Source organism: Sphingomonas sp. PL-96 (assembly GCF_020707215.1).
GTDB lineage: Bacteria > Pseudomonadota > Alphaproteobacteria > Sphingomonadales > Sphingomonadaceae > Sphingomonas.
In genome coordinates, this window is sequence record NZ_JAJFET010000014.1 from 37,887 (window position 1) to 58,761 (window position 20,875).

General features: G+C 67.8%; 21 protein-coding genes. 12 read left to right on the top strand and 9 right to left on the bottom strand.

The features are described 5' to 3' along the window. The first annotated feature begins 83 nt into the window (after window positions 1-83). A complete protein-coding gene (locus LK533_RS17165) occupies window positions 84-1,985 on the top strand; it encodes a ribonucleoside-diphosphate reductase subunit alpha (RefSeq protein WP_229364293.1) in 1,902 nt (633 codons plus the stop codon). A 77-nt stretch (window positions 1,986-2,062) separates the two neighbouring features. On the opposite strand, the gene LK533_RS17170 is transcribed toward LK533_RS17165, so the two are convergent. Then, the gene (locus LK533_RS17170) at window positions 2,063-2,941 is read right to left on the bottom strand and encodes a rhamnogalacturonan acetylesterase (RefSeq protein WP_229364294.1); all 879 of its coding nucleotides are present in this window, start codon (window positions 2,939-2,941) and stop codon (window positions 2,063-2,065) included. Between the two features lie 145 nt (window positions 2,942-3,086). On the opposite strand from LK533_RS17170, the gene LK533_RS17175 reads away from it, so the two are divergent. From LK533_RS17175 to LK533_RS17185, 3 genes are all read left to right on the top strand, one after another. Further along, window positions 3,087-3,983, top strand: coding sequence for a Gfo/Idh/MocA family protein (locus LK533_RS17175; RefSeq protein WP_229364295.1), 897 nt, complete (start codon window positions 3,087-3,089; stop codon window positions 3,981-3,983). A gap of 232 nt (window positions 3,984-4,215) precedes the next feature. Then, window positions 4,216-4,728 carry a metallophosphoesterase family protein gene (locus tag LK533_RS17180; RefSeq protein ID WP_229364296.1) on the top strand — a complete coding sequence of 171 codons (513 nt, stop codon included), beginning with the start codon at window positions 4,216-4,218 and terminating at the stop codon, window positions 4,726-4,728. Beyond that, the gene (locus LK533_RS17185; RefSeq protein ID WP_229364297.1) at window positions 4,718-6,061 is read left to right on the top strand and encodes an ABC1 kinase family protein; all 1,344 of its coding nucleotides are present in this window, start codon (window positions 4,718-4,720) and stop codon (window positions 6,059-6,061) included. Before LK533_RS17180 ends, LK533_RS17185 begins: the two co-directional genes overlap by 11 nt. Here the strand turns inward: LK533_RS17185 and LK533_RS17190 are convergent. Then, window positions 6,049-7,113 (bottom strand): spore photoproduct lyase family protein, encoded by a 1,065-nt coding sequence (locus LK533_RS17190; RefSeq protein WP_229364298.1) that lies wholly within the window; start codon window positions 7,111-7,113, stop codon window positions 6,049-6,051. The genes LK533_RS17185 and LK533_RS17190 overlap by 13 nt on opposite strands. A gap of 105 nt (window positions 7,114-7,218) precedes the next feature. Between LK533_RS17190 and LK533_RS17195 the strand changes: the two genes are divergently transcribed. Together LK533_RS17195 and LK533_RS17200 are read left to right on the top strand one after the other, a co-directional pair. Beyond that, entirely contained in the window at window positions 7,219-7,560 is a 342-nt protein-coding gene (locus LK533_RS17195) for a hypothetical protein (protein ID WP_229364299.1), read from the top strand. Between the two features lie 49 nt (window positions 7,561-7,609). Then, window positions 7,610-8,494: an exonuclease domain-containing protein gene (locus LK533_RS17200; protein WP_229364300.1), complete on the top strand. Its 885-nt coding sequence runs from the start codon at window positions 7,610-7,612 to the stop codon at window positions 8,492-8,494. 39 nt (window positions 8,495-8,533) lie between these two features. Here LK533_RS17200 and LK533_RS17205 read toward each other — a convergent pair whose 3' ends face one another. Genes LK533_RS17205 through LK533_RS17215 form a run of 3 tightly spaced genes read right to left on the bottom strand, consistent with a single transcriptional unit; the run spans window position 8,534 to window position 14,420 of the window. Next, window positions 8,534-9,985: an efflux transporter outer membrane subunit gene (locus LK533_RS17205; protein ID WP_229364316.1), complete on the bottom strand. Its 1,452-nt coding sequence runs from the start codon at window positions 9,983-9,985 to the stop codon at window positions 8,534-8,536. 25 nt (window positions 9,986-10,010) lie between these two features. Further along, window positions 10,011-13,208 carry an efflux RND transporter permease subunit gene (locus LK533_RS17210; protein ID WP_229364301.1) on the bottom strand — a complete coding sequence of 1,066 codons (3,198 nt, stop codon included), beginning with the start codon at window positions 13,206-13,208 and terminating at the stop codon, window positions 10,011-10,013. Between the two features lie 6 nt (window positions 13,209-13,214). After that, on the bottom strand, window positions 13,215-14,420 hold the full coding sequence (locus LK533_RS17215) for an efflux RND transporter periplasmic adaptor subunit (RefSeq protein WP_229364302.1): 1,206 nt from the start codon (window positions 14,418-14,420) through the stop codon (window positions 13,215-13,217). A 331-nt stretch (window positions 14,421-14,751) separates the two neighbouring features. Between LK533_RS17215 and LK533_RS17220 the strand changes: the two genes are divergently transcribed. After that, entirely contained in the window at window positions 14,752-15,390 is a 639-nt protein-coding gene (locus tag LK533_RS17220; RefSeq protein WP_229364303.1) for a TetR/AcrR family transcriptional regulator, read from the top strand. Window positions 15,391-15,427: 37 nt separating this feature from the next. Here LK533_RS17220 and LK533_RS17225 read toward each other — a convergent pair whose 3' ends face one another. The 3 genes from LK533_RS17225 to LK533_RS17235 all read right to left on the bottom strand — a co-directional run bounded on the left by LK533_RS17225 (window position 15,428) and on the right by LK533_RS17235 (window position 17,800). Further along, window positions 15,428-16,507 carry an alpha/beta hydrolase family esterase gene (locus LK533_RS17225; protein ID WP_229364304.1) on the bottom strand — a complete coding sequence of 360 codons (1,080 nt, stop codon included), beginning with the start codon at window positions 16,505-16,507 and terminating at the stop codon, window positions 15,428-15,430. Window positions 16,508-16,521: 14 nt separating this feature from the next. Next, window positions 16,522-16,932 carry a hypothetical protein gene (locus tag LK533_RS17230; RefSeq protein ID WP_229364305.1) on the bottom strand — a complete coding sequence of 137 codons (411 nt, stop codon included), beginning with the start codon at window positions 16,930-16,932 and terminating at the stop codon, window positions 16,522-16,524. Between the two features lie 589 nt (window positions 16,933-17,521). Next, window positions 17,522-17,800, bottom strand: coding sequence for a DUF2171 domain-containing protein (locus tag LK533_RS17235; RefSeq protein ID WP_229364306.1), 279 nt, complete (start codon window positions 17,798-17,800; stop codon window positions 17,522-17,524). 56 nt (window positions 17,801-17,856) lie between these two features. Here LK533_RS17235 and LK533_RS17240 point away from each other — a divergent pair, with 56 nt between their 5' ends. The 5 genes from LK533_RS17240 (at window position 17,857) to LK533_RS17260 (ending at window position 20,451) form a co-directional block, all read left to right on the top strand. Further along, complete coding sequence (locus LK533_RS17240) at window positions 17,857-18,057, top strand: hypothetical protein (protein ID WP_229364307.1); 201 nt, start codon at window positions 17,857-17,859, stop codon at window positions 18,055-18,057. A gap of 44 nt (window positions 18,058-18,101) precedes the next feature. Further along, window positions 18,102-19,154 (top strand): ribonucleotide-diphosphate reductase subunit beta, encoded by a 1,053-nt coding sequence (locus LK533_RS17245; RefSeq protein ID WP_229364308.1) that lies wholly within the window; start codon window positions 18,102-18,104, stop codon window positions 19,152-19,154. Window positions 19,155-19,374: 220 nt separating this feature from the next. Then, window positions 19,375-19,548, top strand: a complete 174-nt coding sequence (locus LK533_RS17250) for a hypothetical protein (protein WP_229364309.1) — start codon at window positions 19,375-19,377, stop codon at window positions 19,546-19,548. Then, window positions 19,548-19,862, top strand: coding sequence for an antitoxin Xre/MbcA/ParS toxin-binding domain-containing protein (locus LK533_RS17255; protein ID WP_229364310.1), 315 nt, complete (start codon window positions 19,548-19,550; stop codon window positions 19,860-19,862). Before LK533_RS17250 ends, LK533_RS17255 begins: the two co-directional genes overlap by 1 nt. Continuing rightward, the gene (locus LK533_RS17260; protein ID WP_229364311.1) at window positions 19,846-20,451 is read left to right on the top strand and encodes a hypothetical protein; all 606 of its coding nucleotides are present in this window, start codon (window positions 19,846-19,848) and stop codon (window positions 20,449-20,451) included. Before LK533_RS17255 ends, LK533_RS17260 begins: the two co-directional genes overlap by 17 nt. Here the strand turns inward: LK533_RS17260 and LK533_RS17265 are convergent. Then, window positions 20,403-20,875 (bottom strand): LysR substrate-binding domain-containing protein (locus LK533_RS17265; protein ID WP_229364312.1); only part of this gene is annotated, 473 nt, incomplete at its 5' end. The two genes, LK533_RS17260 and LK533_RS17265, sit on opposite strands and share 49 nt — an antisense overlap.

The window sequence follows — 20,875 nt, forward strand, 5'->3', positions numbered from 1 at the left end:
TCCAGCCGCTGGCGGCCGCGTTCGGCGAGGCGACGACACCGGGTCGGATTCGATCCGGAACAGACAATAGGAACGAGGGCAGCATGGACTTCACCAGGGACAGCCACGACACGCGCGCAAGCGACAGCACCACCACGCTGGACGCTCCCGCCGCAGCCGTCGCGCGCGACAGCCGTTCGGTCGCAGCACCCTATCCGGTCACGGTCGATCGCTCGCGCGACGCGCTGCTGACCGAGTTCGGCAAGGAGACGCTCACCGATCGCTATCTGCTGCCGGGGGAGAGCTTCCAGGACCTGTTCGTCCGCGTGGCCTCGGCCTATGCCGACGATGCGGCGCATGCGCAGCGCATCTACGACTATATCTCTCAGCTTTGGTTCATGCCGGCCACCCCGGTGCTGTCCAACGGCGGCACCGGCCGCGGCCTGCCGATCTCCTGCTACCTCAACTCGGTTCCCGACAGCCTGGAAGGCATTGTCGAGACCTGGAACGAGAATGTCTGGCTCGCCTCGCGCGGCGGCGGCATCGGCACCTATTGGGGCAACGTCCGCGGCATCGGCGAGCCGGTCGGCCTGAACGGCAAGACCAGCGGCATCATCCCGTTCGTGCGCGTGATGGACTCGCTCACCCTCGCGATCTCGCAGGGCTCGCTGCGCCGCGGTTCGGCCGCCTGCTACCTCGACATCTCGCACCCGGAGATCGAGGAGTTCCTCGAGATCCGCAAGACCTCGGGCGACTTCAACCGCAAGGCGCTGAACCTCCACCACGGCGTGCTGATCCCGGATGCCTTCATGGAAGCAGTGCGGGCCGGCGCCGAATGGAACCTCACCAGCCCCAAGGACGGCTCGGTTCGTGCGACCGTGGACGCGCGCGCGCTGTTCCAGAAGCTGGTCGAGGTCCGCCTCGCCACCGGTGAGCCCTACATCGTCTTTTCCGACCATGTGAACTCGACGATGCCCAAGCATCATCGCGACCTGGGGCTCAAGGTGTCGACCTCGAACCTCTGCTCGGAAATCACGCTGCCGACCGGCACCGACCATCTCGGCAACGACCGCACGGCGGTTTGCTGCCTGTCCTCGCTCAACCTGGAAAAGTGGGACGAGTGGAACGGCGACAAGCGCTTCATCGAGGATGTGATGCGCTTCCTCGACAATGTGCTGACCGACTACATCACCAACGCACCCGACGAGATGGCGCGCGCCCGCTATTCGGCGGAGCGCGAGCGCTCGGTGGGCCTGGGCGTCATGGGCTTCCACAGCTTCCTCCAGGCGCGCGGCCTGCCGTTCGAGGGGGCGATGGCCAAGTCGTGGAACCTCAAGATCTTCAAGCACATCAACGCCCAGGTGAACGAAGCGTCGATGCAGCTGGCGGTCGAGCGCGGCCCCTGCCCGGATGCGGCCGACATGGGCGTGATGGAGCGGTTCAGCTGCAAGATGGCGATCGCGCCGACCGCGTCGATCTCGATCATCTGCGGCGGCACGTCTGCCTGCATCGAGCCGATCCCGGCGAACATGTACACGCACAAGACGCTGTCGGGCTCGACCGCGGTCAAGAACCCGCACCTCCAGAAGCTGCTGCGCGAGAAGTCGAAGGACTCGGACGCAGTCTGGAACTCGATCCTCGAGCATGGCGGCTCGGTCCAGCACCTCGACTTCCTGTCGCTGGACGAAAAGGCGTGCTTCAAGACCAGCTTCGAGATCGACCAGCGCTGGCTGCTCGAACTGGCCGGCGACCGCACGCCCTATATCGACCAGGCGCAGTCGCTGAACCTGTTTATCCCGGCCGACGTGGAGAAGTGGGACCTGCTGATGCTCCACTTCCGCGCCTGGGAGCTGGGCATCAAGTCGCTCTATTACCTGCGGTCGAAGTCGATCCAGCGCGCGGGCTTCGCCGGCACCGGCGGCGTCGAGGCGGACAACACGCCCGAGGCGCCGAAGTTCGAGATCGGCGAGAGCACCGACTACGACGAGTGCCTGGCCTGCCAGTAAGCAGTGCGAGGTCCTACCCTCCGGTCCGTTCGGTGGCCATGCGGTTCCGCATGGTCGCCGGACGGATTTTTCGTTAATCAGGGGATCAACTGCGGGCGCAGTTCGGGAACGGCCGTCGCCAGCTCGTCCACGACCAGCTTCGAGAAGAAGTCGGCGCCTGCCGCTCCCAGATGCGTATAGTCGAACGACAGCTTCGGATCGCCGAACCGCTCGACCTGCGCGTTGTTCTGCGCGGACGCGCTGCCCGGCGCGGTGGCGCCGCTGTTGGCCGCGATCGTCGTGCCCGAAAGCATTGCTGAGGCGACCTCCGGCGACGGCGGCAGCTGCGCAAACCGGGCCGAGCCCGCGGCGCCTAGCACCTCTACGACGTCACTGCTCCGCCGCAGCAGGTCGATGATCGGCGTCCTGGTTTCTGCTGCCACCTTGCGAATGGCCTCTCCCCAGGCGTCGAGATCGCGGACGAGCCTTCCATCCTTGAACTGGCGCCGCGTCAGCGGGGTCACCAGGATCGGCACCGCGCCGGCCGCGCGGGCTTCAGCGACATACCGCCGCAGGTTCTGCGGGAATTCAGTGGCGAGATCGGTCGAGCGGCCCGGCTTGCCCGGCTGGTCGTTGTGCCCGAACTGGATCAGCACATAGGTGGCGGTGAACCCCGGCGTCTTCATCTCCGCCAGCGCCAGATCCCAGCTGCCTTCCGCACGATAGCTGTAGGTGCTGCGCCCGCCCCGCCCTAAGTTCACGCAGGCGATGAACGAGCTGACGTGATAGCCGCAGAAGCTGCCGCCCCAGCCCGAGTTCGCCTGCATGGTCGAATCGCCGACCAGGACGATCTTCGCTGCGCGGATCGGCACTGGCTTTGGCCGCGGATGGATGCCGTCCGTGGCCGGCGGCGCGGGTTGCGCATGGGCGCTGACCGCAAGGACCAGGGCGGTCGCAGCCGCTGCCGGAAATCGCATGCATCCTCCATTGCTTGTTCTGGCAGAGGGTATGACACCGATATCATGCGGCCGGAAGGCATGCGGCTGCGCGAGCCAGCGGGATGGACGAAGGCGTCCCCGGGCCCGATAGCGGGCCTGGCACTGGTTGCACGGAGGAGCCCGCATGCGCGTCTTGATGATCGGCCTGGGGGACATTGCCCGCAAGGCGTACCTGCCCGTGCTCACCACTATGGCGGGGCTGGAGATCCACCTGGTGACTCGGGACGCCACGGTGCTGGAGGAACTCGGCACTCGCTACCGCCTCGCCCATCGGCACCAGAGCCTCGACGCAGCCCTCGAGGGCACGGCGTTCGACGCCGCCTTTGTTCATGCCGCCACGCCCGCCCATCCCGCTCTGGTCGAAGCCCTGCTGCATCGGGGCGTTCCGGTGATGGTCGACAAGCCGCTGGCCGACAATCTGAACGATGCGGAGCGACTCGTCGCGCTCGCGGAGCGTCAAAAGGTGCTACTCACGGTAGGCTTCAACCGCCGCTTCGCGCCCGACTATGCGGCGCTGCGCGATCGGCCGCGCACCCTGGTGCTGATGCAGAAGCACCGCCATGCGCAGCCGGCCGCGATCCGCCAGACCGTGTTCGACGACTTCATCCATGTCGCGGACACGCTGCGCTTCCTGGCCCCGACGCCAGTGCAGCACGAGCAGATCGACACGCTGGTGCGCGACGGCCTGCTCGAAGCGATCACCCTGACGCTGCGCGGCGACGGGTACCGCGCGATCGGCATCATGCATCGTGCGTCCGGCCTCGACGAAGAGACGCTGGACATCCTGGGCGGCGACCGCAGGCATTCGGTGCACGACCTGTCGAGCCGGGTCGAGTGCGACGGTGCCGAGCGCCGGAGCCGGCGCGGCGACTGGACATCGGTCGGGCGCCAGCGCGGCTTCGAGGCGATGTGCACCCACTTCCTCGACGCCGTCCGGGCGGGCCACCCCACGGCCGCGGAGGACCTGCTCGAAACCCACCGGCTGTGCGAGCGGATCGTACGACACGCACAGCCAAGCTAGAGCGGGGTGAGGTCGAGCAGATCGGTTCGTGCCGAGTAGGGGCGGAGCTTGTCGAAGCCCGTATCGAAGCACCTGGAGCCAGTCCTTCGACACGCCCTCACGTCCAGCAGCCGTCCGAAAAGCCCGTCCCCGCCTGAACAACCCGGCCGCCGGCTCGTTCGTCCCGCATGTCCTCGTCATCGCCCCGCCCCACCCCCTGCTGCATGCGCACCGGCGGGGCCGGCTGCGCTCGATGACGATCTTCTTCACCGCCGACACGCATTTCGGGGACCATCGCACCATCAACATCTGGCGCCGGCCGTTCGCGAGCGTGGCAGAGATGGACGCGCTGCTCATCGCGCGCTGGAATGCCGTGGTGAGGCCGGGGGACAGTGTCTGGCACCTCGGCGACGTCGCTCGCCGCCCGGACGCTGTCTCGGGCCTGCTCGGCCAACTGAACGGCACCAAGCACCTCCTGCGCGGCAACAATGATCCCGACGCGACGCTCGCCGCATCCGGCTGGGCGAGCACCGGCGACTATGCCGAGATCGAGGCGGACGGCCACCGGCTCGTGCTGTGCCACTACCCCTTCCGATCCTGGAACGGGCAGCATCGCCGCGCGATCAATCTCCACGGGCACAGCCATGGCCGGCTGAAGCCGATGCTGCGCCAGTTCGACGTCGGCGTCGACGTCCACGACTTCGCCCCCGTCCCCCTCGCCCGCCTGCTCGACCCCCTTCGCAAGGACGACATCCATGACCGATGACCGAGGCGGCGACGGCCGCGCAGTGCCGAGCGGCCGCTTGTCGCGGCTGGGGCGGTTCGGCCGCATGGCGGGTGGCGTTGCTGGCGGCATGGTCGCCGAAGGGGCGCGCCGGCTCGCGGCGGGCGAGCGGCCGCGCATGGGCGACCTGCTGCTCACGCCAGCCAATGTCACCCGCGTTGCCGACCAGCTCGCCCACCTGCGCGGCGCCGCGATGAAGCTGGGGCAGATGATCTCGATGGATGCCGGCGACATCCTGCCGCCCGAGCTCACCCAGATCCTGGCCCGGCTGCGCGACAATGCCCACCACATGCCGCCGCAGCAGCTCGACCGCGTGCTCGCCGCCGAATGGGGCCGCGACTGGCGCCGCCGCTTTCGCCAGTTCCAGGCGCATCCGACCGCCGCTGCCTCGATCGGCCAGGTCCATCGTGCCGAGCTGCCGGACGGACGCGTGCTCGCGATCAAGGTGCAATATCCCGGCGTCGCCGACAGCATCGACGCCGACGTCGACAATGTCGCCACCCTCCTGCGAGTCTCCGGCCTGCTGCCGCGCGAACTCGACGTCGCGCCGCTGCTGGAGGAGGCCAAGCGCCAGCTCCACGAGGAGGCGGACTATGCCCGCGAACGGACCATGCTGGAACGCTATCGCGCGCTGGTGGGCGACGATCCCGCCTATGTCGTGCCGGCCGCCGATCCCTCGCTCAGCACCGGCCATGTCCTGGCGATGGAATTCGTATCCGGCGAGCGGATCGAGGCACTGGCCGATCGCAGCCAGGAGGAGCGCGACCGTGCCGCCCACGCCGTGGTCGCGCTGGTGCTGCGCGAGTTGTTCGCCTGGGGAACGATGCAGACCGACCCGAACTTCGCCAACTATCGTTGGCAGGCGGACACCGGCCGGCTCGTCCTCCTCGACTTTGGCGCGGCCCGCGACGTGCAGCCCGCCACCCGGAACGGCTACCACCGGCTGCTGATGGCCGGGCTCGACGGCGATCGCGACCGGGTGCGGGAAGCAGCCGTCGACGCCGGCTTCCTCGGCCAGGCGGCGGCGGAGCGGCACGGCCCCGTGGTCGACCGCATGATCGACGTGATCCTGGGCGAACTCGGCCGCACGGGGCCGTTCGACTTTGGCGACCGCGCTTTCATCTCGGTGCTGCGCGAGGAAGCGACCGTGATGGCCCAGGATCGCGCGACCTGGCACCTGCCGCCCGTCGACACGCTGTTCGTCCAGCGCAAGGTCAGCGGCACCGCCCTGTTGTGCGCCCGGTTGAAGGCGCGGGTCGACGTGCGCGCGATGATCGAGAGCTACCGCGACCGCCCGCCGGTTCAGAACGCGTAGCGCACCTCGCAGTAAGGCATCGCCTCCCCCAGCCAGCTGAGGAAACGGTCGAGCCACTGGCGCTTCCACCCTGCCTTGTAGCGCAGGTTGCGCATCCCCGACTGGCTCCACTTCTGCTCCTGCAGGTCCGGCCGCCACAGCCATTCCTCGGCCCGCGGGTGCCAGCGCAGGTTCAGGTCGTGCAGCGCTTCATTGTGGGTGAGGAAGATGACCTCGCACTTGAGCTGCGCGCGCGCCGCGGGCGACAGCGCGGCATCGAGTTCCGCGAACAGCGCCTTCCACTCCGCCTCCCAATGTTCGTGCACGATCACGGGCGAGAAGTTGACATGCACTTCATAGCCGGCCGCAACGAAGTCGTTGATCGCCGCGATTCGCTCGCTCATGGCCGAGGTGCGCACGTCCACCACCCTGGCGATCGTCTCCGGCATCAGCGAGAAGCGGATGCGCGTGCGCCCTTGCGGATCATAGCCGAGCAGGTCGCGGTTGACGTATTTGGTCGCAAACGACCCCTTCGCGCCGGGGATGGTGCGGAACGCCGCGACCAGGTCGCGGACATTGTCCGACAGCAACGCATCCACCGACAGGTCGCCGTTCTCGCCCAGGTCGTACACCCAGTCGCGCGGGTCGATGCTGTTCGGCTCGGGCTTCGGGCCGAGCCGGGCGGCGTGCCGGCCGATCGCGCGCGTGATCTCGTCGATGTTGACGAACACGCTGATCGGGTTCGCATAACCCTTGCGCCGCCCCACATAGCAATAGGCGCACGCCATCGCACAGCCGTTGGAAGTGGAGGGCGCGATGAAGTCGGCCGACCGCCCGTTCGGCCGCATCGCCAGCCCCTTCTTCACCCCCAGCACCAGGATCTCGCGCTTCACGCGCAGCCAGTCCTCGGCGAGCGCCGGGTCGCCGAGCTCGGGGATCTTCCAGTGGCTCGCCACCTCGACCTGTTCGGCATCCGGAAAGCGCGCCAGCACTTCGGCACCGCGTGGGAAGGCCCGCACGCCGGGCTCCAGATAGATCAGCCTGGGTTCGATCAGCGTTCGGGGCAGCGCCATACGACAGATATGGGGATTCCCGTGCCTGGAACCACCTCTTGCACCGGAACAGCGCCGGGGCATGAAGCGTCCTTCGGAAACAATGGCGATCAAGCGAACCCCGGGGTGACGGTCACGCACAAACCACCCCCGCCGGTCACTCCGGACGGGCGCTACATCGTCGTGCGCGGCCGGCTGTGGCGGCGGACCAACCCGCATCTGGACGCGGACCGGCGTGAAACGCTTGTCGCCGAACTGATGCAAGCGCGCCGGGCGGTGGGCATCGCAGGACGGTCCGGCGACACAGGGGCGCTCGCAGCCGCACGGGCGCGCGTGCACGCTGCCAAGGTCGCGCTGGGCGAGCGTGGCCCCGTCTGGTGGAGCGACGGAGCGCCGGATCAGAATCGGCGCATGGCGCGCAACACCGACTATGCGGACTGGTACGCCGCGCTGGAGGGGCAGAACTGAACTGCGCGGGAGGCGTGCCCAGGCCCGGCGGACATGCTACCCTATGCCGATGCACCCTCTGACGAAGATCCCGGCAGAACCCGCCAACACGCCCACTGCGCAGCCCGCCGTGGACTTCGTGGTCATCGATGTGGAGACCGCCTGTTCGCGGGTCAGCAGCATCTGCCAGATCGGCATCGTCGGCTTCCGCGACGGGCGTGAGGTCTTCGAGTACGAGACCCTGGTCGATCCGCGCGACGAGTTCTCGCCCTTCAACACGCGCATCCACGGCATCCATGGCGGCCATGTCGTGGGCAAGCCGACCTTCGCCCATATCCACCAGCTGGTCGACGGCCATCTCGCCGGCCGGATCACCGTCGCCCACTCCAGCTTCGACAAGGGCGCGCTCGCTGCTGCCTGCCTGGTCCATGATTGCCAGGCGATCGAGACAACCTGGCTCGACAGCGTGCGCGTGGCGAAGCGCGCCTGGCCCGATCTGCCGAGCCACCGGCTGAATGTCCTCAGCCGCTTTCTGGGCGTACGGCATCAGCACCATGACGCGCTCAGCGACGCTCGTGCGGCCGGCATGGTGATCGTGCGGGCGATCGAGCACACCGGCATCGAGCTGGCGAACTGGCTGACCGTTCCTGCGCAAAAGCAGGGACGTGCGCCCAAGCCCGCGGCAGAGGGACCGCTCAAGGGGCAGCGGGTGGCGATCCTCGGCGCCTCCCGTACCAGCGCGCTGGCGCAGTGGCTGGCAGGGTCCGGCGCGCGAGTGGTCGCCTCGGTCGGCACGACGACGACGATGCTGGTGATCGGCACCGAGCAGCCGTTCGGCCGGTTCGCGCACGCAAGCCCGCCCTATCGCAAGGCAGAGGAACTGCGCCGGGGCGGTGCCCCCCTGGAGATCGTGACAGAAGCGGCGCTTCGGGAACGGCTGGCTGCTGCCGCCTGAGCCCTCCCGCGCGACGGCGCGCGGGAGGTGCCGGAGCCCTTAGTTCAGCCCACCACCCAGCGAACGATAGAGCTCGACCAGGTTGTTCGCCCGGTTGAGCCGGGTGGTGACCAGCTGCTGCTCGGCCGCATAGGCGGTGCGCTGCGCGTCGAGCGTGGTGAGGAACGAGTCGATGCCGGCGCGGAAGCGCGCGTTCGACAGCCGCGCTGCGGTCGATGCCGCCGCCGCACGCGCGGTCTGGGCGTCCACCTGCTCATCGATCGTGCCGCGCTGTGCCAGCGCATCGGCGACTTCGCGGAACGCCGTCTGGATCGAGCGTTCATAGGTCGCGACCGCCACCGCCTGCGACGCGCGGGCATATTCCAGATTGCCCTGCCGCTGGCCGCCGTCGAACAGCGGCAACGAGATGCCCGGCGCCGCATTGTAGGTGAAGCTGCCGCCGGAAAAGAGGCTGGAAAGCGCGGTGCTGATCGTGCCCACCGTCGCCGTCAGCGAAATCGTCGGGAAAAAGGCCGCGCGCGCCGCGCCGATGTTGGCGTTCTCCGCGATCAGCTGATGCTCGGCCTGCAGCACATCCGGACGCCGCAGCAGCACCTCCGACGAGACGTTCGCCGGCAGCGCGTCCCGCGTGACCGCTTCCTTGCCGAGTGCGACCGGAAGCTGGTCGGCAGTGACGGTCGTCCCGACCAGCAGGTTGAGCACGTTCTGGTCCTGCGCAACCCGCGTCTCCAGCGTCGCGATGTCGTTGCGGGCCGCCTGGAAGCTGGTTTCCGCCTGGCGGACCTCCAGCTCGGAGCCGACGCCGATGCGGAACTGTGCGGTGGTCAGATTCAGCGTCTGCTGGAAGGTCTTGAGCGTCTCGCGCGAGACGCGCAGCTGTTCCTGGTCCGACGCCAGGGTCAGCCACGCCGTCGCGATCTCGGCGATGAGGCTGATCCGGGTCGACCGCTGCGCTTCCTCGCTAGCGAACACCTGCTCCTGCGCGGCGCGGCTGAGGTTGCGCACGCGTCCGAACAGGTCGAGCTCGAAGGAGGAGAAGCCGGCGTTGACCGAATAGATCTCCAGATCGGAACTGCTGCTGGTGCCGACGCCAGCCCCGGTACCCACACCGGTGCCGCTGCCCGTCCCAGTGCCGGTGCCCGTGCTTGCCCCTGAGGCGCTGAGCACGTTGTTGGTGTAGGTGCCCGATCCGGTCACCGTCGTCGCCGGCACCAGCGCCGAACGCTGCACCCGCAGCTGGGCACGCGCCTGCAGCACGTTGCCCGCAGCGATGCGCAGGTCGCGGTTGTTGGCGAGCCCCGTCTCGATCACCTGCCGCAGGCGGGGTTCGAGGAAGAAGTCCCGCCAGCCGATGCGCGTCACGTCCGGCGCATCGGTCGCGGCGGCGGGATAGATGCCGCCTTCCGGCAGGGTGGCAGGCACCGCGCCCGTGGGCCGGGCATAGTTCGGCGCCAGGTTGCAGCCGGCGAGCATGGTTGCGCCCGCCAGCATGGCGATCAGCGACTTGGTCTTCACATCAGGCTCCCTGCGGCGCGGTGCCGCCTCCGGAGGATTTGTTGCCGCCCTCGGGCTCCACGTCCGAGTTCGCGCTCGGCCGGTCCGTCTGCCCGTGCTTGAACAGACGGGCGACCACCACGAAGAACATCGGCACGAAGAAGATCGCGAGCACGGTTGCAGAGAACATGCCCCCGACCACCGCACGCCCGATCGCGTTCTGGCCGCCGGCACCCGCGCCGGTGGAGACCGCCAGCGGCATCACGCCGAAGATGAACGCCAGCGACGTCATCAGGATCGGGCGAAGACGAAGCCGCGCCGCTTCCACCGCCGCGTCGAACGCGTTCATGCCGTCGCGTACCCGCTCTTCGGCGAACTCGACGATCAGGATCGCGTTCTTTGCCGACACGCCGATGGTCGTGATGAGGCCCACCTGCAGGTAGATGTCGTTGTTCAGCCCCGTCAGCTTCGCGGCGAGCACCGCACCAAGGACGCCCAGCGGCACCACCAGCATGACGGCGATCGGCACCGACCAGCTTTCGTACAGCGCGGCAAGGCACAGGAAGACGATCAGCAGCGACAGGGCATAAAGCGCCGGCGCCTGGCCGCCCGACAGCCGCTCTTCATAGGAGAGGCCGGTCCACTCCAGGCTGGTGCCCGGCGGCAGCTTCGCCTGCATCTCCGTCATCGCCTCCATCGCAGCACCCGTGCTGAGACCGGCCGCAGGAGCACCCTGCAGCTGCATCGCCGGACGCCCGTTGTAGCGGGTCAGGATCACCGGTGCCGTCTTCCACGACAGGGTCGAGAAGGCGCTGAACGGCGCCATCTGGCCACTGGTGCTGCGGACGTAGAAGTCCCCGATCGCCTCGGGCGAAGAGCGATACTGCTCGTCCGCCTGCAGATAGACGCGCTTGGTGCGCCCGCGATCCAGGAAGTCGTTCACATAGGCACCGCCCCAGGCCGAGGAGATGGCGGAGTTGATCGCGCTGATGTCCAATCCGAGCGCGCCGGCCTTGTCCTGGTCGACGTCGACCAGAAGCTGCGGCGCATCGTCCAGGCTAAGCGGACGCACCTGCGCCACCCGCTTGTCCTGCGCGGCCATGCCGAGCAGCTGGTTGCGCGCGGCCAGCAGGCCCTCGTGGCCGACGTCTCCGGTGTCCACCAGCCACATGTCGAAGCCGGTAGCGTTGCCCAGTTCCTGCACGGCCGGCGGCACCAGCGCAAAGATGCTCGCATCCTTGTACTGGGAGAAGACGCCCATCGAGCGGCCCACGATCGCCGGTGCACGATTTTCGGCACCATCGCGCTCCGCCCAGTCCTTCAGCTTGATGAAGGCGAGGCCGGCGTTCTGGCCCTGACCCGCGAACGAGAAGCCGCTGACCGTGAACACGCTGGTGACGTTCGCGCTCTCGCTCTTGAGGAAGTGGTCCCGCACGACGTCCAGCGCCTTTTGCGTGCGCGGCAGCGTCGCACCCGGAGGCGCCTGGACGAGCGCGATCATGGTCCCCTGGTCCTCTTCGGGCAGGAAGCCGCTCGGCAGGCGCATGAAGGTGATCGCCATCACCGCCACGATCAGGATATAGACGAGACCCGAGCGCTTCCAGCTGCGCGCCGTCCGCTTGACACCGCCTTCATACTTGTTGGTGCCGCGGTCGAACTTGTCGTTGAACCAGCGGAAGAAGCGCGCGAACGGGCCGTTGCCCTGCTGCTGCTTGGGATCATGGGCCTTCAGGATGGTGGCGCACAGTGCCGGCGTCAGGATCAAGGCGACCAGCACCGACAGCACCATCGAGGCGACGATGGTGATGGCGAACTGGCGATAGATCACGCCCGTCGAGCCGCCGAAGAACGCCATCGGCAGAAACACCGCCGACAGCACCAGGCCGATGCCGATCAGCGCGCCGCTGATCTCGTCCATCGACTTGCGCGCCGCCTCCTTGGGAGAGAGGTGCTCGGTCTGGATGAGGCGTTCGACGTTCTCGACGACCACGATCGCGTCGTCGACCAACAGGCCGATCGCCAGCACCATGCCGAACAGCGTCAGCGTGTTGATGGAGTATCCCAGCGCCGACATGACGGCAAAGGCACCCAGCAGCACCACCGGCACCGCGATCGTCGGGATCAGCGTCGCACGCCAGTTCTGCAGGAACAGGAACATCACGAGGAAGACGAGGACGACTGCCTCGACCAGCGTGTGGATCACCTGCTCGACCGACAGCCGCACAAACGGCGTCGAGTCATAGGGATAGACGACCTTCACGTCGCCCGGGAAGTTCTTGGCGATGCGCTCGATCTCGGACTTCACCAGGTCCACCGTGTCGAGCGCGTTGGCACCCGTCGCCAGGCGGACGCCGAAGCCCGATGCCGGGTGGCCGTTGTACTGGGTTTCGAAGCCGTAGATCTCGGCCCCCAGTGCCACGCGTGCGACGTCGCGCAGGCGCACCACGGCACCGCTCTGGTCGGTCTTGAGGCGGATCGCGCCGAACTGCTCCGGCGTCTGCAGGCGCGACTGGACCGAGACGGTCGCGTTCAGCTCCTGCTCCTTGGACGAGGGCAGCTGGCCGATCTGGCCGGCCGAAACCTGCGCGTTCTGCGCAGTGACTGCCGTGGTGACGTCGTCGATCGTCAGGTTGTAGCTGCGCAGCTTGAGCGGATCGACCCAGATGCGCATCGCATACTGCGTACCGAACACCTGCAACTCGCCCACGCCGGTGACGCGGCTGACAGGGTCCTGCACCTGGCTGACGATATAGTCGGACAGGTCGTTGGCGGTGTGGCTGTCGTTGTCGGAATAGATCGCGGCGACCAGCAGGAAGCTCGCCGCCGACTTGGCGACGGTCACGCCCTGGCGCTGCACTTCCTGCGGCAGGAGCGACGTTGCCGCCTGCAGCTTGTTCTGCACCTGGACCTGGGCGATGTCCGGATCCGTACCCTGCTCAAAGGTCAGCGTGATCGTCACGCGCCCGGCCGAGGACGACTGCGCCGAGAAGTAGCGCAGGTTGTCGATGCCCTTGAGCTGCTGCTCGATGATCTGCGTGGTGGTGCGTTCCAGCGTCTCCGCATCGGCACCCGGATAGGTGGCGCTGATCGACACCGTGGGCGGTGCGATCGACGGAAACTGGGCGATGGGCAGGCTGCGGATCGCGATCACGCCGGCCAGCATCAGGACGATGGCGATGACCCAGGCGAAGATCGGCCGGTCGATGAAATAGCGGGGCATGATGGATTACTTCGCCTGTGCCTGAGACTGCGACGGCGCCTGGCCCTGCGGCTGGCCCTGGCGCTGTCCTGTCGCGGGCTGTGCCGCCGCCTCACGCAGCGGCACGCCCTTCACCGGCGTACCGGGCCGCAGGTTCTGCGCCCCTTCCACCACGACCTTGTCACCCTGCTTCAACCCGCCGGTTACCAGCCAGCTGTTCCCGACCGTCCGCGGTGCGGTGAGCTCACGCAGCTGCAGCTTGCCGTCGGCACCGATCACCAGCGCGGTCGGGTTGCCGCGCTCGTTGCGCGACACCGCACGCTGCGGGATCAGCAGGCCGTTGGACTTGGTGCCTTCCGTCAGCTCGGCCCGCACATACATGCCCGGCAGCAACAGCCCGTTGCTGTTGGGGAAGGCCGCGCGCACGACCTGGCTGCCGGTGGTCGGATCCACGGTCACGTCGGTGAAGCGCAGCGTGCCTTCCACCGGATAGGTGCTGCCGTTCTCCAGCTTCAGCCGGACGCGGGCCGCGCCGCCTTCGCGCGACAGGGCGCCGGACATGATCTGCTGGCGCAGGTTCAGCACTTCCGCGCTCGACTGCTGGATGTCGACAAACATCGGGTCGAGGCGCTGGATGGTGGTCAGCGGCTCGGTCTGCGACGCGGTCACCAGGGCACCAGTCGTGAAGGTCGAACGGCCGATGCGGCCGCTGATCGGCGCCCGGATGGTGGTGCGGGCAAGGTCGATCTCGGCGTTGCGCAGCGCTGCCTGCTGGGCAGCGACGTCCGCCTGCGCCTGCTGTGCCCCGGTCACCGCATTCTCGGCCTCCTGGCGCGAGATGGCGTTGATCTTGACGAGCTCGTTGTAGCGACGTGCCAGCGCCGCGGTGGACGCGATCGCCGCACGTGCGCGGGTGACGGCTGCACGGGCGCTCGCCACCTGCGCCTGATAGGGGGACGGATCGATGCGGTAGAGCGGCTGGCCCTTGCGCACCATGTCGCCCTCTTGGAACAGGCGCGCGAGCACCAGGCCGTTGACCTGCGGCCGGACGTCCGACGTCTCATAGGCGCTGGTGCGGCCCGGCAGCTCGGAACTGAGCGTCACCGGCTGTTCTGCCACCGTGATGTACGAGACCTGCGGCGGGCCGGCGGGCGCCGGAGCCTGCTGTTCGGAGCCGCCGCCGCAGGCAGCGAGAAGCAACGCCAATCCGGCTGCTGGAACGATCTTCTTCATGCCCACCTTCGGTCCGTTGTGCGTGTGTGTCGAAGCAGTGTCGCGAACGTGCTCGTCACCGTCCATTACACAAGGCACGGCGCGACTCGTGGTTCTCAAATGACCCGAAATCGTGAACAACATCTGCTTCATCCGAATATCGAGCGCCTGTGAAGGGCGCAGCCAAAACGCTCGCCAGCGCTCTTGCGCGGCGATTCCAGCGGAATCCTCACCCTGCATCGGCCGACGAATTTGCGTATGCGCCTCGTCCGACATATGAGTGATTGCTCACTCACAATTTGGTCCCTAGGGCGATGGCGGCCGCTTGGCAAGCATGTTGAAGAGGATGGCGATGACGACGCAGGCAGCAGATCGGCAGGGACGCGGCGCCCGTGCGGATGCTCGCCGGCGCCACCTGCTCGATGTCGCGCGCAGCCTGTTCGTCGAACAGGGCTTCCATCAGACCGGCATCGCCCAGATCGCCACGGCGTCGGGCATCAAGGTCGGACAGATCTATCGCGATTTCGAAAGCAAGGAGGCGATCATCGCCGCCATCTGCGAATCGGACGTGACCGGCTGGCTTGAAGAGGATGTGCTGGCGCGCGCGGTGGCAGCCAAGGACCTGGCCGCCATCCGCGCTTGGCTGACGCGATTCGGCAGCCAGGCGGAAACCGCCCATGATTTTCGGCTGATGACGGAAATCCTGGCGGAAGCAGGCCGCAATTCACGGGTTGCAGAGATCTATCGGACGCTGGACGGCCGGGTCCACACGAGCCTGTCGGCGGCATTGGCAGCCCTCGCCCCCAGCGCAGGCGCTGAGGAGATCGAGTATCTCACCGAACTGATCCTGACGCTTGGCGCCGGGACCGCATGCCGGCGGATCGTGCACGGCGAAACCTCGGCCAAGACTGTGGACTGCATCCTCGACAGGGTCCTGAACAACGAGATGGACACGCTTGCCCGCGCAGCCGGCACATCCTGCACGACCTAAGCCCACCGTCTAAGCTCACCGCTTGCCGGCGGGCGGCTCAGACACCGCCCGCCGCTCCGCGCGTATGCTCCAGAAAGAACCGGACCATTTCGCGTGATGCGTCCGGTCCCTTGGGATCGGTGTAGGAGCTGGCCGGGTTCCCGCCGGACCAGGCGTGGCCGGCACCCGCAATCGTCCAATGCTCGATCTGAACGACGCCTGCCGCATCCACGTGCATCTCGCGCCGGAACGCGCTGCCGCCGGCGCTTCGTCCTTCCTCGGTCCGGACTCGAAGCGAGCCCCCCGCCGCGGCCACAGCCGAGTCGACGATCTCGCGGCTGTTGGTCGCATGCACCGTCTGGTCGCGATCGCCGTGAAAGGTGATGACCGGCACAAAGCGGCGGCCCGCCGCCTGCGTCCGCGCCGCCCCGCCCCCGCGCTGCATGGCCGAAAGCGCGCTCGGCAGGTCGCGGGCCGCCCCGCAGGCCAGCCCCGAGTGGATGCCCGCTGCCGCAAACAGGTCCGGATATTCCGCCGCCAGGATCGCGGCCGCGGCACCGCCCGCGGACAGGCCGGCGACATAGACCCGCTTCGCATCGACGCCATGCTCGGCGATCACCTGCCGCGTCACGCCCGCCAGCAACGCCGGCTCACCGCGATCGCGCTGCTGGTCGCCCGGCTTGAACCAGTTCCAGCATTTCTGCGGATTGGCGGACTGAGCCTGGCGCGGATAGGCGACCAGAAAGCCCAGCGCATCCGCCAGCCGGTTCATGCCGGTCCCGCGCGCGAAATCCTCGGGCGACTGGGTGCAACCGTGCAGCATCACGATCAACGGCATCCCCGGGGTCGCGCCGGCAGGCACATAGAGGCGGTAGTGCATCGTGCCGCCGCTCCCCTGATAGACATGCTCGTCGAACCGCGCTCCGGCGGGTTCCGCAGGAGCGGTCCGGGGCGACGACGCCGGCCCCGGCTGCCGGCGCGGCAACAGGTCGAGCAGCCCGGCGGCCGTGTCGTCGGGCGACGGCGGTGCGGGTGCATGCGTCGGCTTGAGCGCGTCGCGGAGCAGCGCCGTCGCGCCCGCAAGATCGCCGGCGCGGGTGCGCCGAAGCGCTTCGATCATCGATGCGTGCAGGGTCATATCCGAGTCCTTTGTCACAGCATGCGGTCGGCAAGCGCCGCCTTGATCTCCGCGCTCGCATGCAGCGCGCCAAGGACGGTCAGGGATGCGATGGTCGCGCGGGCAAGTTCGGGCGACACGTCGCCTGCGATGCTGGCGAGTCCCAGCACGCGAATCTCGAGCGACTCGCCGCGGGCGCGCACCGCCTCCAGCTGGGCGCGGGAGAAGTGGCTGATGCCCAGGTCCAGCTGCTTGCGGACCACCGACTTTTCGGCCGCCTCGCGGTGCCGCTCCAGCTGGTTGCGAATCGCGGTGCGGATGCAGTCGGTGCGGTTGGCGTAGAAACCCTCCTGCACCAGCAGGTCGATGTGCCCCAGGTCGACATAGCCCAGGTTGATGGTGATCTTTTCGCTATCGCCTTGCTTTGGGTCCTTGAGCTTGACCATCTCTTCTCACCATCCTGCTGGATGGTATATGGATGGCACGACAGGCGGATACAAGGGCAGCGATCGATTTGGTGCGCGGCTTTCTTGCTGAGGCGAACGGACGGAGAAGCCAAAGGCGCGACACCGACGGCAGCCGTTGCAGCTATGTACCAGATATAGCGTCGCTATCGAGCAGCAGCCCCAGATGCTGGGGTTTTCCACAGGAAAGATGGGGAAGCCATGTGGATTGAGGGTGGCGCGGGCAGCCCGATATGCGTAGGATGCGGGCCACGAACTTCAGGGCCGTTGTGCTGCTCTACGGCGGCACCAAACCGCGTTGCGAGGAGCCAGAGCCGGATGGACCAGATGCCGAGCCCAAGGGCGTTGCCGATCGCTCCGCCGCAGTTGGGGAACGCCGCCGTTCGCGGGTGACGCTGTCCGGCCGTTGGGGCCAGCTAATGTGGGAACATGCGTGCCGGGAGCAGCCGCTCCCGCACTGATGCGATCCGCCCCGCAACGGGGCGATGGGGATGGAATGAACGCAGGCTCGATCAGGTTCGGAACCGCCGCAGCGGCCCGCCAGTCGCGGGCCGCTGCGGCGTTGCCCCGATCAGAGCGGCTCGCCGCCCTCTTCTTCCTCAAAGGTCACCGCGACGTCGGCGTTGGCCGACAGGCGGACCTGGTCACCCTCGACTTCGGCGACGAGGCCGGTCGAGATGAAGTGATGATGGTCGGTGTGGAGGCCCTGGTCGACACCCTCGATGTCGGCGCCCGAGTCCTTCTTGGTCAGCTTGATGCGGTCGCCCTCGACCCGATCGACGGTGCCGACATGGACGCCGTCCGCGCCGATCACTTCCATATGCTCCTTGATGGCCGACAGGTCTGCCATGGGTGTCCTCCTTGGTTGGTGTCGGCCGATCAACGCATGTCGCAGCGGATGGTCGCATGACCACCCCGGTGCTGATCATGTACGGCGTGGCATTCGTCGCAGGCGTCGCCGGGGCCGCGCTGCTCCTGCGGCTGCGCACCGCCGGCAGCGAAGCCGCGATCTACGGCTATCGCATCGCCGGCACGATGCTGGCCGCGCTGGGCCTCGTCCTCACCCTTTTTGCGACGGCGCAATGGTCGTGGAGCCAAACCCCATGACGACCCGCCGCGCCCGCCCCATTCCAGTTTCAGGAGTCTGACCCATGCCCCTTCTCGACGCCCGCAAGACCTACAAGCCTTTCGAATATCCCTGGGCATATGAATATTGGAAGCGCCAGCAGCAGGTCCACTGGCTGCCGGAGGAAGTGCCGCTTGGCGAGGATTGCCGCGACTGGGCGCAGAAGCTGTCCGATCACGAGCGCAACCTGCTGACGCAGATCTTCCGCTTCTTTACCCAGGCCGACGTCGAGGTGCAGGACTGCTACCACGAGAAGTACGGCCGGGTGTTCAAGCCGACCGAGGTCAAGATGATGCTGACGGCGTTCAGCAACATGGAGACCATTCACATCGCGGCGTACAGCCACCTGCTCGACACCATCGGCATGCCCGAGAGCGAATATGGCGCCTTCCTCGACTATGCCGAGATGAAGGACAAGCACGACTATCTGCAGCAGTTCGGGGTCGACAGCGACGAGGATATCGCCCGTACGCTGGCGATGTTCGGCGGCTTTACCGAGGGCGTTCAGCTGTTCGCGTCGTTCGCGATGCTGATGAACTTCCCGCGCTTCAACAAGATGAAGGGCATGGGCCAGATCGTGTCCTGGTCGGTGCGCGACGAGAGCCTGCACTGCGAAGGCATCATCCAGCTGTTCCACGCCTTTACCAAGGAGCGCGACTGCCTGACCAAGGCGGTGAAGGACGACATTGCCGATCAGTGCCAGACCACGATCCGCCTGGAAGACGCCTTCATCGACCTCGCGTTCGAGATGGGTCCGGTCAACGGCATGACCCCCAAGGAAATCAAGAAGTACATCCGCTACATCGCCGACTGGCGCATGGGGCAGCTGGGGCTGAAGCCGATCTACATGATCGACGAGCATCCGCTGCCGTGGCTGACCCCGCTGCTGAACGGCGTCGAGCACGCAAACTTCTTCGAACAGCGCGCCACCGAATATTCCAAGGGTGCGACCCGCGGCCAGTGGAACGAGGTGTGGGACAGCTTCGACAAGCGCCAGAAGGCCAAGGGCCCGACGGCTGCGAACGAGGAAGCCAGCGAGAGCGACATGTTCGGTCACAACGGCGTCGCGGCGGAGTAATCCGTCCGGCCACCCGCGAGCCGTCAACAGGACAGGGCCGGGAGAGAGGGCGTCGCAGATGCGGCGCCCTTTTCGTTCCCGGGGGGCCGTCGCCCGCACGCCTGGCGCCTTTCATTCGGCGGCCGGCAACCCATATAGGCTGCATCGGGGGCAATCCGCTTTGTAGGCGCCCTCGACTGAGAGACGCACGCGCTTTCGCTTACAAGCCGGAGGCGCTGCCATGGATCTCAACTATCTTCTTGCTCGACACCAGATCTCGCTGATGCGGGCGCAGGACGCCAGCGGCAGCGAGGCCCGCGTCGCCCATCGCCGGCTTGCCAGCGAATATGCCCAGCGCATCGAGGCGCTGAAGACGCAGCTCGGCGCCGACTTCCACACTGCGGCAGTCGCCTGATGGTCAGCGCTGCGCCCGCGGCAGAGCAGCCGTCCACCGAAGCCGGCGAACCGGCCGAGGCCGCCCGCCGGCCGATGCGCCGCCAGTTCGTCAATCGCTATAAAGCACCGCGACTGTCGCCCGAGGAAGCCGATCGTCAGGGCCGCGTGACGCTGATGGCGTTCCGGATGCTGGGCGGTCGCGACCAGGCGATGGACTTCCTCAACACGCATGATCCGGTGCTGGCCGGCCGGCCGCTCGACCTGGCCGTCGCCAGTGCGTCGGGGTTCGAGGCGGTGGAGCAGGCGATCGCCGCGCGTGCCGCACGCGGCTGAGCCTCCATTGCCGGGCGGAAGCGCGCTCGCCCATGCGGAGGCGACGCTGCGCTCCGGCGCGCGCTTCCTCGCGGCCGGGTTGCAGGCCGGTGCCGGCGTTCCCGCACCGATCACCGGTCGGTTCCGTGCCAAGGTGATCGGCAATGGCCTGCGCGAACTCGACCGCTTCCTGAACGTGCTTGCCGACGAGGCTGCGGTGGCCGGCGGGATCCGGCCGGCACGCTCCGATCGCAACACCGCCAACAAGCTGCGCACGCTCTTCCCCGGCCAGCCGGCGGGGGAGCATGACCGGCTGGTGGCGCTGGCCCGCGCGCGCGCCTGCCTGTTCTATTGCAGCGGGATGGTGACACGCGGCGACGTGCGCGGGTCGCAATGGCTCACTGTCGGCTGGAGCGATCCTGGCCACGCCGGCCGGCTCCGCCGCTTCGCGGTCGGGGCCGAGCTTGCCATCACCAGCGAGGATGTGGCCGACATCTGCGGCTTCTATGTCGGCATTGCCACCCGGCTGCGCGCAATGGCCGGCGACGCCTCGCCGAGCGTTCAGAGGTCGCCCAGCCCGCCCTCGCCGGCGTCCTCCGTGCCGAGCTGAACGAAGCGGTCGAGCAGCCAGGCACCCGCCGGCCCTGGCGGCGTGTCGCGGCGCCAGATCCCGCCGAACCGGTACATGCCGCCGGGATGATCGGGCATGGCCAGCCGCTTGAGCGTTCCCGCGATCAGGTCCGCCTGGATCAGCGGCAACGGCATGTTGCCCCAGCCGATCCCCTCCCGCAGCAACGCGTGCTTGGCCCCCAGATCCGCCAGTCGCCAGGTGCGTGCGCTCAGGACCGCGAAGTCGCGCCCCTCGGTCCGCTGCGACCGATCCGACAGCACCAGCTGGACATAGTCGCGCGCCGCACCCGGCGGGATCGGGTCCAGGCGCGCTAGTGCGTGGTCGGGTGCCGCCACCGGCACCATCGCGACCGATCCGGCGGCACGACAGTCCAGCCCCTCCACCCCCGCGCCAAGCGGCCCGG

Coding starts and splice junctions, on each gene's coding strand:
- LK533_RS17165 (WP_229364293.1), top strand. CDS start 84: ATGGACTTCACCAGGGACAGCCACGACACGCGCGCAAGCGACAGCACC.
- LK533_RS17170 (WP_229364294.1), bottom strand. CDS start 2,941: ATGCGATTTCCGGCAGCGGCTGCGACCGCCCTGGTCCTTGCGGTCAGC.
- LK533_RS17175 (WP_229364295.1), top strand. CDS start 3,087: ATGCGCGTCTTGATGATCGGCCTGGGGGACATTGCCCGCAAGGCGTAC.
- LK533_RS17180 (WP_229364296.1), top strand. CDS start 4,216: ATGACGATCTTCTTCACCGCCGACACGCATTTCGGGGACCATCGCACC.
- LK533_RS17185 (WP_229364297.1), top strand. CDS start 4,718: ATGACCGATGACCGAGGCGGCGACGGCCGCGCAGTGCCGAGCGGCCGC.
- LK533_RS17190 (WP_229364298.1), bottom strand. CDS start 7,113: ATGGCGCTGCCCCGAACGCTGATCGAACCCAGGCTGATCTATCTGGAG.
- LK533_RS17200 (WP_229364300.1), top strand. CDS start 7,610: ATGCACCCTCTGACGAAGATCCCGGCAGAACCCGCCAACACGCCCACT.
- LK533_RS17205 (WP_229364316.1), bottom strand. CDS start 9,985: ATGCTGGCGGGCGCAACCATGCTCGCCGGCTGCAACCTGGCGCCGAAC.
- LK533_RS17210 (WP_229364301.1), bottom strand. CDS start 13,208: ATGCCCCGCTATTTCATCGACCGGCCGATCTTCGCCTGGGTCATCGCC.
- LK533_RS17215 (WP_229364302.1), bottom strand. CDS start 14,420: ATGAAGAAGATCGTTCCAGCAGCCGGATTGGCGTTGCTTCTCGCTGCC.
- LK533_RS17220 (WP_229364303.1), top strand. CDS start 14,752: ATGACGACGCAGGCAGCAGATCGGCAGGGACGCGGCGCCCGTGCGGAT.
- LK533_RS17225 (WP_229364304.1), bottom strand. CDS start 16,507: ATGACCCTGCACGCATCGATGATCGAAGCGCTTCGGCGCACCCGCGCC.
- LK533_RS17230 (WP_229364305.1), bottom strand. CDS start 16,932: ATGGTCAAGCTCAAGGACCCAAAGCAAGGCGATAGCGAAAAGATCACC.
- LK533_RS17235 (WP_229364306.1), bottom strand. CDS start 17,800: ATGGCAGACCTGTCGGCCATCAAGGAGCATATGGAAGTGATCGGCGCG.
- LK533_RS17240 (WP_229364307.1), top strand. CDS start 17,857: ATGACCACCCCGGTGCTGATCATGTACGGCGTGGCATTCGTCGCAGGC.
- LK533_RS17245 (WP_229364308.1), top strand. CDS start 18,102: ATGCCCCTTCTCGACGCCCGCAAGACCTACAAGCCTTTCGAATATCCC.
- LK533_RS17250 (WP_229364309.1), top strand. CDS start 19,375: ATGGATCTCAACTATCTTCTTGCTCGACACCAGATCTCGCTGATGCGG.
- LK533_RS17255 (WP_229364310.1), top strand. CDS start 19,548: ATGGTCAGCGCTGCGCCCGCGGCAGAGCAGCCGTCCACCGAAGCCGGC.